The organism is Exiguobacterium sp. NPDC077395 (assembly GCF_050269125.1).
GTDB lineage: Bacteria > Bacillota > Bacilli > Exiguobacteriales > Exiguobacteriaceae > Exiguobacterium > Exiguobacterium aestuarii_A.
On sequence record NZ_JBNNHU010000001.1, the window covers coordinates 588,383 to 602,564 of the forward strand.

Annotated in this window: 16 protein-coding genes; 10 read left to right on the plus strand and 6 right to left on the minus strand. The window is 50.8% G+C overall.

Annotated elements, in window-relative coordinates; genetic code table 11:
• Positions 1 to 8: 8 nt before the first annotated feature.
• Complete coding sequence (locus ACQKD4_RS03010; RefSeq protein ID WP_224861817.1) at positions 9 to 1,211, minus strand: MFS transporter; 1,203 nt, start codon at positions 1,209 to 1,211, stop codon at positions 9 to 11.
• Positions 1,212 to 1,475: 264 nt separating this feature from the next.
• On the opposite strand from ACQKD4_RS03010, the gene ACQKD4_RS03015 reads away from it, so the two are divergent.
• From ACQKD4_RS03015 to ACQKD4_RS03030, 4 genes are all read left to right on the plus strand, one after another.
• A complete protein-coding gene (locus ACQKD4_RS03015) occupies positions 1,476 to 1,802 on the plus strand; it encodes a winged helix-turn-helix transcriptional regulator (RefSeq protein ID WP_012727011.1) in 327 nt (108 codons plus the stop codon).
• Positions 1,803 to 1,884: 82 nt separating this feature from the next.
• The gene (locus ACQKD4_RS03020) at positions 1,885 to 2,388 is read left to right on the plus strand and encodes a cupin domain-containing protein (RefSeq protein WP_427372450.1); all 504 of its coding nucleotides are present in this window, start codon (positions 1,885 to 1,887) and stop codon (positions 2,386 to 2,388) included.
• Positions 2,385 to 3,278, plus strand: a complete 894-nt coding sequence (locus tag ACQKD4_RS03025; RefSeq protein ID WP_427372451.1) for an aldo/keto reductase — start codon at positions 2,385 to 2,387, stop codon at positions 3,276 to 3,278. Before ACQKD4_RS03020 ends, ACQKD4_RS03025 begins: the two co-directional genes overlap by 4 nt.
• A 135-nt stretch (positions 3,279 to 3,413) precedes the next feature.
• Complete coding sequence (locus tag ACQKD4_RS03030) at positions 3,414 to 4,481, plus strand: DUF389 domain-containing protein (RefSeq protein WP_427372452.1); 1,068 nt, start codon at positions 3,414 to 3,416, stop codon at positions 4,479 to 4,481.
• Positions 4,482 to 4,514: 33 nt separating this feature from the next.
• On the opposite strand, the gene ACQKD4_RS03035 is transcribed toward ACQKD4_RS03030, so the two are convergent.
• Positions 4,515 to 6,209: a M3 family oligoendopeptidase gene (locus tag ACQKD4_RS03035; protein WP_427372453.1), complete on the minus strand. Its 1,695-nt coding sequence runs from the start codon at positions 6,207 to 6,209 to the stop codon at positions 4,515 to 4,517.
• A gap of 208 nt (positions 6,210 to 6,417) precedes the next feature.
• Between ACQKD4_RS03035 and ACQKD4_RS03040 the strand changes: the two genes are divergently transcribed.
• Both ACQKD4_RS03040 and ACQKD4_RS03045 read left to right on the plus strand, forming a co-directional pair.
• Complete coding sequence (locus tag ACQKD4_RS03040; protein ID WP_012727005.1) at positions 6,418 to 6,918, plus strand: PTS sugar transporter subunit IIA; 501 nt, start codon at positions 6,418 to 6,420, stop codon at positions 6,916 to 6,918.
• Positions 6,919 to 7,008: 90 nt separating this feature from the next.
• On the plus strand, positions 7,009 to 7,614 hold the full coding sequence (locus tag ACQKD4_RS03045; RefSeq protein WP_427372454.1) for a helix-turn-helix domain-containing protein: 606 nt from the start codon (positions 7,009 to 7,011) through the stop codon (positions 7,612 to 7,614).
• A 54-nt stretch (positions 7,615 to 7,668) separates the two neighbouring features.
• Here the strand turns inward: ACQKD4_RS03045 and ACQKD4_RS03050 are convergent, their stop codons facing one another.
• The 3 genes from ACQKD4_RS03050 to ACQKD4_RS03060 form a co-directional block, all read right to left on the minus strand.
• Positions 7,669 to 8,094 carry a hypothetical protein gene (locus ACQKD4_RS03050; RefSeq protein WP_214693732.1) on the minus strand — a complete coding sequence of 142 codons (426 nt, stop codon included), beginning with the start codon at positions 8,092 to 8,094 and terminating at the stop codon, positions 7,669 to 7,671.
• Between the two features lie 64 nt (positions 8,095 to 8,158).
• Positions 8,159 to 9,352: an ABC transporter permease gene (locus ACQKD4_RS03055; RefSeq protein WP_427372455.1), complete on the minus strand. Its 1,194-nt coding sequence runs from the start codon at positions 9,350 to 9,352 to the stop codon at positions 8,159 to 8,161.
• Positions 9,342 to 10,232 carry an ABC transporter ATP-binding protein gene (locus ACQKD4_RS03060; RefSeq protein ID WP_214693728.1) on the minus strand — a complete coding sequence of 297 codons (891 nt, stop codon included), beginning with the start codon at positions 10,230 to 10,232 and terminating at the stop codon, positions 9,342 to 9,344. The genes ACQKD4_RS03055 and ACQKD4_RS03060 overlap by 11 nt, the downstream gene beginning before the upstream one ends.
• A 116-nt stretch (positions 10,233 to 10,348) precedes the next feature.
• On the opposite strand from ACQKD4_RS03060, the gene ACQKD4_RS03065 reads away from it, so the two are divergent.
• Both ACQKD4_RS03065 and ACQKD4_RS03070 read left to right on the plus strand, forming a co-directional pair.
• Positions 10,349 to 11,293, plus strand: a complete 945-nt coding sequence (locus tag ACQKD4_RS03065) for a ring-cleaving dioxygenase (RefSeq protein WP_427372456.1) — start codon at positions 10,349 to 10,351, stop codon at positions 11,291 to 11,293.
• Entirely contained in the window at positions 11,290 to 11,889 is a 600-nt protein-coding gene (locus ACQKD4_RS03070) for an alpha/beta hydrolase (RefSeq protein ID WP_214693725.1), read from the plus strand. Before ACQKD4_RS03065 ends, ACQKD4_RS03070 begins: the two co-directional genes overlap by 4 nt.
• A 5-nt stretch (positions 11,890 to 11,894) precedes the next feature.
• Here ACQKD4_RS03070 and ACQKD4_RS03075 read toward each other — a convergent pair whose 3' ends face one another.
• Entirely contained in the window at positions 11,895 to 12,383 is a 489-nt protein-coding gene (locus ACQKD4_RS03075; RefSeq protein WP_214693723.1) for a hypothetical protein, read from the minus strand.
• Positions 12,384 to 12,712: 329 nt separating this feature from the next.
• On the opposite strand from ACQKD4_RS03075, the gene ACQKD4_RS03080 reads away from it, so the two are divergent.
• The gene (locus ACQKD4_RS03080) at positions 12,713 to 13,768 is read left to right on the plus strand and encodes an acyltransferase family protein (RefSeq protein WP_214693722.1); all 1,056 of its coding nucleotides are present in this window, start codon (positions 12,713 to 12,715) and stop codon (positions 13,766 to 13,768) included.
• A 74-nt stretch (positions 13,769 to 13,842) separates the two neighbouring features.
• Positions 13,843 to 14,178 carry an Asp23/Gls24 family envelope stress response protein gene (locus tag ACQKD4_RS03085; protein WP_074033784.1) on the plus strand — a complete coding sequence of 112 codons (336 nt, stop codon included), beginning with the start codon at positions 13,843 to 13,845 and terminating at the stop codon, positions 14,176 to 14,178.
• Positions 14,179 to 14,182 lie beyond the last annotated feature (4 nt).

The following is a 14,182-nucleotide window of genomic DNA, read 5'->3' on the forward strand; positions in this document are numbered from 1 at the left end:
GCTCCTCCTTAGTTTGCTTCCAAACGACGAGAGATGGCTGTCAAGATGACGGCGATGATGACCATGATCCCACCGACCCACGGTGTGTGGACGAGTCCGATTGAATCGGCGACGAGTCCGCCGATTGTCGCACCGAGGGCGATCCCGATGTTGAAGGCCGCGATGTTGAGTGCGGATGCGACATCGACAGCAGCGGGTACATATTTTTCAGCCAATTGCACGATATACAGTTGGAGTCCAGGCACGTTCATGAAGGCGAGAAGTCCCATCAAGACGATGGCAATGAGACCAGCCACTTTGAACGGAATCATGAACGACATGATGATCATGACCGCTGCGTGAACGATGAACATATAGAACAATGCTTTCGCCGGGTTTTCATTGGCGAGTTTTCCGCCGACCGCGTTCCCGATGGCGACTGCGATTCCGTAAACGAGTAAGACGACGCTGATCAAGCTCGGGCTGATTTTTGTCACGTCTTGCATGATTGGAGTCAAGTACGTAAACGCGACGAACGTTCCGCCGTAACCGAGTGCTGTGATCAAGAATCCGAGCATGAGACGACCGTTCGTGAGCAGTTTCTTCATATCTGAGAACTTCGCCGGTGGCGACTGTTTCAAATCTTTCGGAATCAAGAAGAAGCTGGCGATGATTGAAACGACACCAAGTGCTGCGACAGCAAAGAATGTGGCACGCCATCCGAAGGCTTGACCGATGAAGGTACCGAGTGGGACACCTGTGACGGTAGCGACAGTTAAACCTGTGAACATGAGTGCAATGGCACTCGCTTTTTTATGCGGTGGTACGAGTTGTACGGCGATGGTTGCTCCGATTGAGAAGAAGACACCATGCGAGAACGCGGTGATAAAGCGGGCGACGATCAAGAGTTCAAAACTTGTCGACATGGCAGAGACCAAGTTTCCGCCGATAAAGACGACCATCAGTGCCATGAGTAACGTCTTGCGGTTCATTCGGTTCGTCAGTGCCGTTAAAATCGGTGCACCGACGGCGACGCCAATGGCATATCCCGAAATAATGAGACCCGCGAGTGTGATCCCGATGTTTAAGTCACTTGCGATGGATGCGAGCAATCCGACAGGGACGAACTCGGTCGTCCCGATGCCGAAAGCGCTAATGGCAAGGGCGAGTAACGCCAATCCTCCATTTTTAGGTGCCTGTTCTTCAACAGGTTGTGAAATAGGTTGATTCATGAGTAGTTCCTCCTAGTTGATGAAAAATGGTGTGGAAGACGAGTGCCCTTCGTCTCCCGATAGCAAAGACATCTCGCTTTCCTCTATTTGTTCAGTACGGTCAAAAAAGTACCTTACCGTCTCAAGAGGGTGCTACGAGCGAAATGAACTTGTATTGATTTGCTATAGTCGTTATCATAAGGGCATGAAAACCGTTTGAGAAGTACGTACTTTCAAGTGCGGTAGGCACTAAAAAGTGCCTATGGAAGAAATGGAGGAAATGATATGCCATATAACATTCCGGTCGAAGCGACACTTGACGTCATCGGTGGTAAATGGAAAGTCGTCATCATGTGTCACTTGATCAAAGGAGAGCGTCGGACGAGTGAGCTGCGTAAACTCATGCCGAACATCACACAGAAGATGCTCACTCAACAATTACGTGAGCTTGAAGCGGACGGGGTCGTCGTGCGTACGGTGTACGAACAAGTCCCACCGAAAGTCATCTACTCGCTCTCAGAGTATGGATGGTCACTTAAACCGATTTTAGACGCCATGTGCGCCTGGGGGGAGTGCCATATCGACCAGTCAGGAGAAGAGGTCATCTCATAATATTCACGGTCGTCCATAGAGGGCGACCGTTTTTTGTGCGGGGAAGTCGGGTACAGGGACAGAGACAAGGAGGGTTTTTAGAATGGACTTGAAAACTTTTTTGTTTACAGATGACGGCTCGATCCCGAATCATCCCGATTATCCGGCGCTTCTCTATCGCAGCGTCTTTGATGACCCGAGCGGGATGCAAGAAACGTTCGCTCATAATGAATGGACGAACAGTTGGGTGAACGGGGTGTTCGATTATCATCACTATCACAGCAACACGCATGAAGTGTTGGGCGTCTTACATGGTGAGGCGACCCTTCAACTCGGAGGGACGAACGGTGATCTCGTACGCGTCAGTGCAGGGGATGTCCTCGTCTTGCCGGCGGGGACAGGACATCGACGCATCGAGGCGAGCGCAGACTTTCAAGTCGTCGGGGCATACCCGGACGGTCGCGACTATGACACGTTGACCGGGAAGACGGAAGAACGTCCGGACAACCTAAAGCGAATCGAACAAGTCGAGAAACCGACGTACGACCCTGTCTTCGGGACGACGGGACCGTTACATGAGGCTTGGACAAAGGAGGAAACGATATGAATCAACGACTACCACATTCTTTATTACTCGCGGCATTGAAACAAAACGTTGTCGAATTGAAAGACGGACGGGAGATGCGCGCACTCGGGCAAGGGACGTGGCGTATGGGAGAAGAGAAATCGAAGCATGACGCTGAGGTGGAAGCGCTTCGGACAGGACTCGACTGCGGACTCCATGTCATCGATACGGCTGAGATGTACGGGGAAGGGGAATCCGAAAAGTTGGTCGGCGAAGCCATTCAAGACCGACGCGAAGACGTTTTCCTCGTCTCGAAAGTGTATCCATACAATGCGTACGGCGACAAACTCGTCAAAGCATGCGACGCGTCACTCGAACGACTCGGGACAGACTATCTCGACCTTTACTTACTCCATTGGCGAGGGGATGCCCCGCTCGAGGAGACGATTCAAGGAATGGAGCAGCTCAAGGCAGACGGCAAGATTCGGGCATGGGGTGTCTCGAACTTCGATGTCGAGGATATGAAAGAACTTCTCGCCTTACCGAACGGAGACAACTGCGCGGTCAATCAAGTGCTCTATCATCTTGGCAGTCGAGGGATCGAGTATGACCTGCTTCCTTATCTAAAAGAACAAGGCATCCCGGTCATGGCGTACGCGCCGCTCGCCGAGGGAAGCGACGTGAAAAAAGATGTCTTCGAAAACGAGACGGTCAATCAAATCGCAGAGGCGTATAGCGCCTCGGTCGCACAAATCTTACTCGCCTGGACGATTCGGAGCGGACACGTCATCGCCATCCCGAAAGCGGGACAGGCCGAGCACGTCGAGGAGAATGCGGCAGCGCTCTTGCTCGATTTGAGTGAAGAAGATTTCGAGGCGCTCGATGAAGCGTTCCCACCACCGACGACGAAACAACCGTTAGATGTCATTTGATGATGTGAACTGGACCAATCAAAGGTCCAGTTTTTCTTTTGCTGAAATCGATTGTCTTTTTCGAGTTGCGGGTAAATAAAGGAAGGGCTTGCTTCTGTGGATGATATCGATACGACAAGGGAGCTGAAAATCAGAATGGAACAGACGTACACCGCCGAAGAATTCAAAGACAAGATGTACACGAATTTAAAGGTACGACCGAGTGATTCCGTCATTTTAATGTGTTCGATCTTCATCGCTTCAATTGGACTGAATATGAACTCTATTCCTATCATTATCGGGGCGATGTTAATTTCGCCACTGATGACACCGATTTTAAGTATCGGTCTCGCCTTGTCGCTTTATGACATGAAATTACTGCGTGCAGGCGTACGTCTGCTTCTCGTCCAAGTCGCGGTCAGTCTCACCGTCGCGACCATCTATTTCGCTATCTCCCCAATCACCTATGCGAGTAATGAAATCATCGCTCGGACCGAACCGACGATTTGGGATGTCATCATCGCCTTCGCCGGGGGGACCGCTGGGATCATCGGGGCACAAAAGAAAATGAGTAACAACATCGTCCCAGGTGTCGCCATCGCGACCGCCTTGATGCCACCGTTATGTACGGTCGGTTATTCGATTGCAACACGCAATCTCGACTACTTAATCGGATCGAGCTATTTGTTCGTCATCAACTGTGCATTCATCGCCATCGCCACGTTCATCGGGGTCAAATTCATGGGCATCTCACAAGTGTTGACGAAACAGGATGCGAACCATAAAAAAATTAATCGACTTCTCATCGCCTTATCTGTCCTCATCGTCGTTCCAAGTATCTTTTCAGCCGCGACGCTCGTTCAAGACAGCATCGTCCGGACGGGAATCAATAACTTCATCGAAGAAGAATTTTCAGATGCCATCATTATCAGTCAGGACTATCAGGAAGATGACAATCTCCTTCTCGTGACGACGACAGGGAAACGGTTGACCGAAGAAGAGCTTGCCGAAATCGAATCGCGCCTGCCGGACTACGGGCTTCGCACTATTGAACTTTCGGTGACGCAGGTTCCGGACTTGAACGGATTGTCCGGAGAGAAGGTAGCTGAACTGCTACAAAAATATTTGGAAAGTCGTCTCCAGCAGTTCAATCTGTTCGACAGTCGTCAAATTGATTTAGAAGACTTGCCGTTTGAACTGCAGAACGAAATCAATCCAAACTAAAAGACCATCGATTTTTTTCGATGGTCTTTCTCGTTAGTTCGCGAGCGGATGTTTCAAGAGATAGTCTTCGATTTGATCGATCGTTTCTTTCAACACGCCGTCTGCGAATGGTGATTTGAGACCCGCGAGTTCGACGAGTTCGAGGAACGAGCGGCTTCCGCCGGCCTGACAAAGCGTGAGATAATCGCTCCATGCCGCTTCACGGTCTTCATGCATGCGTACCCAGAACTGGAACGCACACACTTGCGCGAGCGTGTAGTCGATATAATAGAACGGACTTTGGAAGATATGTCCTTGTTGGTGCCACCATGCACCTGATTCGAGATAGTCGTTCGTCTCATAATCGCGGTGCGGGAGGTACACCTTCTCCAAGTCGCGCCATGCTTGACGACGCTCGGCAGCTGTCATGTCCGGATTGCGGTAGACAACGTGTTGAAACTCGTCGACGAGCACACCGTACGGAAGGAACGTCATGCTACCGGCCAAGTGGTTGAACTTGTACTTGTCGACTTGGTCGCCGAAGAAGAGCTCCATCCATGGCCAACAGAAGAATTCCATCGACATCGAATGGATTTCACATGCCTCGTACGTCGGGAAGGCGTATTCCGGAGTCGTCAAATGACGGCTCTCGTACACTTGGAAGGCATGACCGACTTCGTGTGTGAGGACGTCGATGTCTCCGGCTGTCCCATTGAAGTTCGAGAAGATGAACGGGAGACCTTCAGAAGGCAAGTACGTGCAATATCCGCCGCCAGCTTTACCTGGTTTCGCCGTCAAATCGAGGGCGCCGCGTTCTTGCATGTACTGGAAGAACTCGTCTGTCTCGTTCGAGAGTTCCTGGTACATCTTGTTGCCGCCTTCGATGATGAACGACTCATCCCCTTGAGGTGTCGCGTTACCGTCAGGGAAGACGAATGACTCGTCGTAATAGTAGAGATGATCGACACCGATGCGTTTCGCCTGCTTCTCTTTTAACGCAGAAGCGAGCGGGACGATGACGTCGCGGACTTGTTTGCGGAAGTTGTCGACCATCGACTCGTCATATCCAACGCGTTGCATGCGGGCATAACCGAGTTCAACGAAAGACGGGAAGCCGAGTGCATGGGCAATCTCTGTCCGAACCCGTACGAGTTCCCCGTAAATCCGGTCGAGCTCGTCACCGTTGTCAGAAAGATATGTATAGCGGGCGACGGATGCGGCTTTACGGACATCGCGGTCAGGTGACTGAAGGTATGGACCGAACTGTGACAAGTTGAGTGTCTTGCCGTCAAATTCAATCTGTGCCGCCGACATGACCTTTTGATAAGCCGTCGCGAGGCGGTTCTCTTCCTGCAATTTCGGGATGAGCGACTCCTCGAACGTCTCGAGTGCACGCTCGGCGAGAGAGAACAACTGGCTACCCCATTCCGCTTCGAGTTCAGAACGAAGCTCGTGGTTCGTCAAGACGCGGTAGTATGCTTGAATCTCTTTCTCATAGACCGGTAGTGCATCGTCGAAGAAAGATTGTTCTTCTTCATAAAAAGCGTCGCGTGTGTCGACCGAGTGTCGGATCGCGACGAGTTGACTTTGTGTCTCAAAATCGTTCCGTTCCTTGTTGATTTGACGAATGAGTTCATTCGCTTCCTCAAGTGTGCTCGCTTGCTGTAATTCGCCAGAATAGTCCGACAATCTGCTGTTCAAAGCATCCAAGTCGGGCCGTTCATATGACAATTTTGTGAAAGTCGTCATTGTAAGCGCCTCCATCGTGTGAAATTTTTATAAAGTGTAAAAAGGGCTTGCAAAAGCGATTGCACACTCGTATTCTTACGATGTGTAAAACGATTTCGCACTACCTTATATCTACTATACCGTTAATAAGGTAGGGATTGAAGTTTTAGCTTTTCGGGTATAAAAGGGAAGACTTCGATTCAATAGAACATGTTGGAGGGATTAAGCTATGGGATTCTTTAAAAAACTATTTGGTGGTAAAGAAGAACAACTCAACGCGGTTTCACCGCTTACAGGAAAGGTCGTCGACATCACGAACGTACCTGACCAAGTATTCTCACAAAAAATGATGGGTGACGGAATTGCGATCGAGCCGACTGAAGGCAAAGTCGTTTCACCAGTTAGCGGAACAATTGCAACGGTATTCCCGACGAAACACGCGATCGGTATCAACGCGGACAACGGTGCAGAGTACTTGATCCACATCGGTTTGGATACGGTCAACCTTAAAGGTGAAGGCTTCGAGACACACGTCACAGAAGGTCAATCTGTCAAAGCTGGCGATCCGCTTGTCACGTTTGACCTCGACTTCATCAAAGCGAACGCTCCATCGACAATCACTCCGATCATCATCACGAACCATGACAGCTTCGGCGTGAACAAACTTGTCGCAGAAGGCGACACGGTGACAGCTGGATCTTCAGAAGTCGTCGAATTGACGAAGAAATAAGAGAACGATTCATGACTCGGGAGCCTATGCTTCCGAGTATTTTTTTGTGAATTCGGGAATTATAATAAAGAGAGGGAAGGGGGAAATGAGATGGATGGTAAAAATGCGCCATACCGGGGATACGGGGACCGGATTCGAATCTTGCGAGAGCGGGCTGGATTATCGATTGAGACGCTTGCGGAACAAATCGGCGTCGCCCCATATTTTATTCGACGTACGGAACTGAGTGAGGTCTATCCGACGATGCCTTACATAGAGGCGCTCGCAGAAGCTCTGCGCATCGATTCCAATTATTTGGCGCGTCATATTTGGACGGGAGAGTCGCTCAAAGTGTTGATGCGAGGGAAAGTACCCGAAATCGAACAGATGAAGCTCGCCTATGAAGAGGCGATGCACGGGAAGTCCGTCGAGGAGATGCAGCGACAACTCGAGGAGCGGATGCGCATCTTCGACTTGATGCATGAAGAGGAATTGCAGCGAATCTTTGGAGAGGACGAAGAGCCGACGTCGCACCACGCCCTCGAAGCACTCGTCGACGCCGTCCTTGACCTTGGACGGTCCCATGATTCAAATCCAAATCGTCACATCGTCCCGTTCGCTCGTTATGTGGAACGACTCGTCCCTGACCAGTTCGCGGATAACTCCTTCCAATATGCAGAGTACGGCGTCGTGGACAAATCATATAAATTGCAATGATATAGAACGAAAAAAATGACCAGGAGAGTCACTCTCCTGGTCATTTTTCATTGATCAGCGCATCGGACGCGCTTCGTAGCGTACTTTCGGACGAGTGCCGGCAAGTAAAAAGCCGAGCACGATATTCAAGATTGTGAGCACCCATCCGACATACCCGAACGTGTAAGCGAGACTCGCCAGCACCGTTTGCCAGTCGAGCAGAGCTGCTGCGTCGCCGCGGAATGTGAAGCGGATGACGGTGAAGCCAATGAGTGTCGTTGCAGTAATCATGATGCCGATCCATGCGCCACCGAAGCGAGACGTTTGTGGACGTCTGCTGACCGGATACCAAAACGCGAGCGTTCCGATAAACGTACTACCTGCATACGCAAGCAGGATTTGCCATAACGCATCCGCGTCTAAGAAGACGGTATAACAGATGAACGTCGTGAGCGTCGTCATAAACGTAAAGATTAAGGCCGCGAGTAATCGTGATCGCATAGTTCGTTTTCCTCCTCATTTTGCACATTCTTTAGAGTAAACGAAAACGAATTTGCTGTAAACGTTATTGGCGGTTTTGTAATATTTGTCGCCATTGTTTAATGGCGTTCGTTCCATAGAATAAGACGCCGCCACGATAGAATTTCGAGCCAATCCAAAGCGTCACGCCGATCGTTCCGATGAGTAAGCCGATCGAGAGGGCGACCTCCCACACCGCCACATCGACGAGCATGACCCGGAGGAACATGAGCATCGGGGCGAAGAACGGGACGAAGGAGAGAATCGTCACGATGGTCGCGTCCGGATTGTTCAAGCCGAACATCGCCACTAAGAACGCTGCTACGAGAAGCATGATGACCGGCATGACCATCTGTTGGGATTCTTCGACGCGGCTGACGAGCGAGCCGAGGACGGCGAAGAGTGACGCGTACAACAAGTAACCGAGTAGGAAGAAGACGAGCAAGTAGATGACAGCTCGCGCATTCCCGGCGTTTTCGATGACGGTCGTCGCTAACTCACTGCCGCTCGCGCTAACATAACCAAACCCAAGGAAAATCCCAATCTGGATGAGGGCGAGCGTCCCGATGGCGGTCACTTTGGCGAGCATGTGCGTCACCGGATGCGTCGTCGAGATGATCAATTCCATGACACGCGACGACTTCTCGGTCGTCACTTCTGTCGAAATCATCGATCCGTACGTAATGATCGAGATGTAAAGGAGCATCAACATGACATAGACGAGTGCCGAAGACGAAAGCAGCTCATCCGAGTTCTCGCCTCCGCGCCCGAGATACGACTCATCGAGCTGGATTGGTTCACTGAGAGCCGTGATGACGGCCGGGTCGACATCGGCTGATTCAATTAATTCCGCATTACGCAATTGCTGAAGCGACGTTTGCAAGATGGTCGTGAATTCCTGCTCTGGTCGTTCCGAGATGACACGGGCGTCGTAACCGTCGACAAAAGCAACGACTCCGTATTCGCCGTCATTGATTCCGGCGCGTGCCTCCTCTTCGGTGATGTCACTCGTGGCAATGTCTTCATAGCCGAGCGACTGAATCGTATCGACGAGCGCTGTGTTTTCCGTTACGACGAGGGCGCTCGCTTGTTCTGAATCCTCGAACGAGGACATGATGCGGTCGATGTTCGTGAATCCGAAGATGAATAGAATCGTCAACGCCGTCGAAATGACGAACGCTTTCGAACGGATCCTCGATTTGAGGGTGAATGCATAGAGCGGTCCAAAGTTATGAAACATGCTGTCCGACCTCCTTGATAAAGATGTCATTGAGCGATACCGGTTGGCGCATGAACGTCTTCACGTTCGCCTGATGGCGAACGAGTGTCGATAGGACGACGTCGCTATCATCAAATGAATGTAGACGTACTAAATGACCGGACTTATACGGTTCGATCGTCTCGATGACCGGGAGTGATTCGAGCACTTGAATCTGGTCCGTCTCGATGAAGAGGGCTGGCTCGGCGTAACGCGACTTGATGGACGGCACGTCACCACTTACGACGGCACGTCCACCTTTTAAGATCCCGACATGTTGACAGAGCTCTTCGACATGTTCCATTCGGTGACTCGAGAAGACGATGGTCGTTCCAGCGTCACGCAAAGCGAGCACCTCGCGTTTCAGAATCTCGACGTTGACCGGGTCGAGTCCACTGAACGGCTCATCTAAGATGACGAGCTCGGGGTTGTGGAGCAGGGCGGCAACGAGTTGAATCTTCTGCTGATTCCCTTTTGACAGTTGTTCGACGCGCATCGTCTCATACTGAGGAATCTCTAGCCGTTCGAGCCAAGATTTGACCGCACGTTTGGCATCGCTTGAACGCATGCCTTTCAAACTGGCTAAAAAGACGAGTTGTTCGCGCACTTGTGACTTCGGGTACAGTCCTCGTTCCTCGGGTAAGTATCCGACAATCCGATGGTCGACCGCTTTGCCGTTCCACGTGATGCTTCCATCGGTCGGTTTCAAAATGTCGAGGATCATTCGGAACGTCGTCGTCTTGCCGGCACCGTTCGCTCCGAGAAGACCAAACATCTCTCCTTGTGGCACGCGGAACGTGAGATCGTCGACAGCGGTGAAGTCACCGAATTCTTTGGTGACTCGTTCAATCTGTAATGCCATGTTCTTATACCTCCTTAGAATGTCTCTCTTCTTATCGTACGCCACCGTGAGCAAAAAGTTTCACTTTTTCTAACAAATGATTTATCTTGAAATCAAGATAATGAAGGAGGATGACAATGAATACGCAGTCTACAGGCATCCATCACATCTCATCGATGGTACAAGACCCGCAACGTACACTTGATTTTTATGGACAAGTACTCGGTCTTCGTTTCGTGAAGCAGACCGTCAATTTTGATGATCCGGGTACGTATCATCTCTATTTTGGGGACGAGGTCGGCACACCGGGAACCGTCATTACCTTCTTCCCAATCCCTGGGTTAGGGAAAGGACAGGTCGGGAGCGGTCAAGTCGGTGTGACGACATATCTCGTGCCGGCAGGAAGTTTACCGTTCTGGGAAGAAAGATTACAACAGCATGGAATTGCGACCGTCGCCACGGAACGGTTCGAAGAGCCGTCACTTCTGTTTGAAGACCCGGACGGACTCGTCGTCGAACTCGTCGCTCGACCGACGACGAAACAGACGCGCTGGGTCATCCCAGGCGTCACGAAGGATGAGGCGATCGTCGGATTCGCGGGCGCGACATTATTATCAAAAGCACCAGACGAGACCGTACGCTTGTTGACGGAACTGTTTGGATTTGAACGAGTCGGAGAAGACGAGGAATGGGTACGTCTGAAAGGGACGGCTGACTATGGGAACATCATCGACGTCAAAAAGACGATTCTTCCGAACGGTGTGCCCGGAACGGGGACGGTTCACCACATCGCTTGGCGAGTCGCGGACGGTGAACACTATCCGACGTGGCAAGATGCCATCTTTGACCTTGGGCTTAGACCGACCGAAGTGAAGGAACGAAACTATTTCCGCTCGGTTTATTTCCACGATGCCGGACGGATCTTACACGAACTCGCGACAGACGTACCTGGGTTCACCGTGGACGAATCCATCGACACGCTCGGTGAGACGTTACGCCTACCACCATGGCTTGAAGCGGACCGTGACAAGATTGTCCGCACGCTACCAACGATTACAATCCCGAAAGGAGAACGGATATGATTCATCAATTCATTCAAGGAACGAAAGAGACGACGCTCGTCTTATTGCACGGAACAGGGGGGAGCGAGCAAGACTTGATCCCGCTCGCAAAAGAGTTATCACCGGAATCGAACGTCCTGACGCTACGAGGGGACGTCCTTGAGAATGGGATGACCCGCTTCTTCCGTCGTCACGCGGAAGGCGTGCTCGACCTCGAAGATTTAAAGAAACAGACAGAACGCTTCCTTCAGTTTTTAGATGATGCGGCAGCGGAATATGGAATCAAACGCGACAAGATGATCCCAATCGGATATTCGAACGGGGCCAACTTGATCGGTTCGGCACTGTACCGTCAGCCGGCATTCGCCGCTTCACTCTTGTTCCATCCGATGGTCCCGGACCGTTCGCTCACATTGCCTGACTTGTCAGGTACGAACGTATTCATCTCGGCAGGAGAGCGCGACCCGATTTGCCCGAAAGCAGAAACAGAAGAGCTGACATCGACACTCCGGAATGCCGGAGCGGACGTCGAGCTCTTCTATCATACGGGTGGGCATGAAGTGCGCATGGAAGAAGTCGAGGCGGCACGGACATGGATCGCCGCTCACCTCGACTAATTCGTTCAAGCCATTTTTTTCGGTTTGTTCGGACGAGAATAGACGACGAGGACACCTCGGTCAATCAAATAGGCGGCGAATAGACGTTTCGCTTCCTCAGCATGCACGGTTCGGTCGATTTGGATATACAATCGGCCGAGCTTTTTTTGTGAGGTTCGCGTCAGCAACCAGATCGAGTCGAGCGTATACTGCCAGCTCTGAAGCGTGTCGCCACCGATGTATAAGTACCGGTTTTGGGTGCGCTCGAGCAGATAGTTGAGCCACCAGACGTCACGAACCAATTTGGCGCAGACACCGAGCGCGAACGTGAGACCGAGGAAGGCCATACTAGACAACACAGGATGAATGGCAGAGAACCCGTTACGGACCGACTCAAAGGCCACCATCAGTAGCCCGACGGAAAAGCTGCTGATTAACCACCAGAATCCGAAGTTAGAGAATGAACGTTTCGGGTCGTGCACCATATGATGTCGATTCCGGATGATCGAAGCCATTCTCTCCACCTCCTTTATTAGAATATTCTGAATATTTAGTAACACTACTATACTATACTGTACCCAATCCCGTCTATTTGAATACGCCCACAACGTGCTGAATCGTGAGGATTTTTTGACGTTTCGGCTTGCAATACGCGAATTATGGGAATGATGACAGTGAAGACATGAAAATTTTGTTGAAACGTAATTTCACTTGGCGAGGGAATCGATTATGATAGGTGAGGGATTTTTCCATCTGATCTTCCATGCAGTCCGTGTGCGAATTGAACGTGAAAACATGAAGGTCAGCTTCATCGCAATCATCATAAAGAACTAGAGGGAATGTTATGAGAAATTATTGGTATGACAATATTAAGGGAGTACTCGTCTTACTCGTCGTGTTCGGTCACCTGTTGACGGACGTCCGCGGCGCTTATGACGACATTCTTCCGAAGTGGGTGTATTTGTTCCTGTACACCTTCCATATGCCGTTATTCATTATGCTAAGCGGTTACTTCTATCGGGAGAACCGTTATTTACGTGTGATCCAGTTGTTCGTCGTCTACGTCATCTGGCAAGTCATTCTCGGGTCATGGTTCGCTTTCACAGAAGGCATCCCGATTTTCTCGTTGGAGAATCCGGGACTGAATCTGTTGAAACCGTATTGGGCACTCTGGTATTTGATGGCGATTATTTTCTGGTACATCATCACCCCGTACGTGACGCAGCTGAAAGGGTATGTGCTATACGCGCTTCTATTTGCGCTCCTGTTCGGGTTCCAGGCGGAGGCGACTGGTTATTTCGCGTTACGAAAAGTGATCATGTTCTATCCGTTCTTCTTGATTGGGAACTGGATGTCCGAACGGAACACACTCAACTTCTTCGAGCTGCCGAAACGGGCCGAACAACGGAACCGTTACCGGATTGGGGGAGCGATTGTCTTTGTCACGTTGACGATTGGCCTATTGATCTCCATGCGCGTCCAACAGGCCGACGCATTCTATCACATCGGAAACTTGTTCAAGTTCCGCTTCGCTTATGATACGGCGGTGCCGGAGGCGATGTGGAGCGGACCGTTCGCATTCTTGATCGTCTATACGGTGTCACTTCTCATGTCGATCAGCTTCGCGCTCATCATTCCGGGACGAAGACTACCAATCTTCTCGAGGGCTGGTCGATATAGCTTATATGTCTATCTCGTTCACGTATTCTTTGTCGTCGCTTGGAAGGCGTTCGTCCCGGCTGGATTCATGCCGACGTCGTGGATGCAATTGCTCGTCTTGTTCGGTGTCGCATTCGTGATGGTACTCGTGATTATCAGTCCGCCGATGGTTCGTCTCTTACGTCCGCTCGTCGAGATTGACGTGAGGCGTGTACAAAATACGAAGGGTGTGAAAGGGTAAAGTCTTTTCTAAACGCTTCATTTCCGCTACACTTTATAAAGAGGAAACGAAACTAGAGTTAAGGAAGTGACCCTATGCCATACGAAAATGGAATGCACAGCACAGAAGGTGACGTGAACGTCTCACGTCATGTCGTAGAAATGATCGCCGCAGTCGCGGTCAAAGAAACGAAACACGTATCGTTCACGCAAGAAGACACGAAATTGTCAGAACGTGCGCTCATGAAGCATGTGAAAGTCGATGAGTCAGAAGAAGGCATCACGATCAACTTGTCACTTTATATCGCATATGGGCAGTCGATCATCAAAACGGTGACGGCGGTTCAAGAGCGAATCACGCAAGATATGGACACGATGCTTGCGATGACACCACGTTCGGTGAACGTGAAAGTCGTAGGGATCCAACTGTAAATGA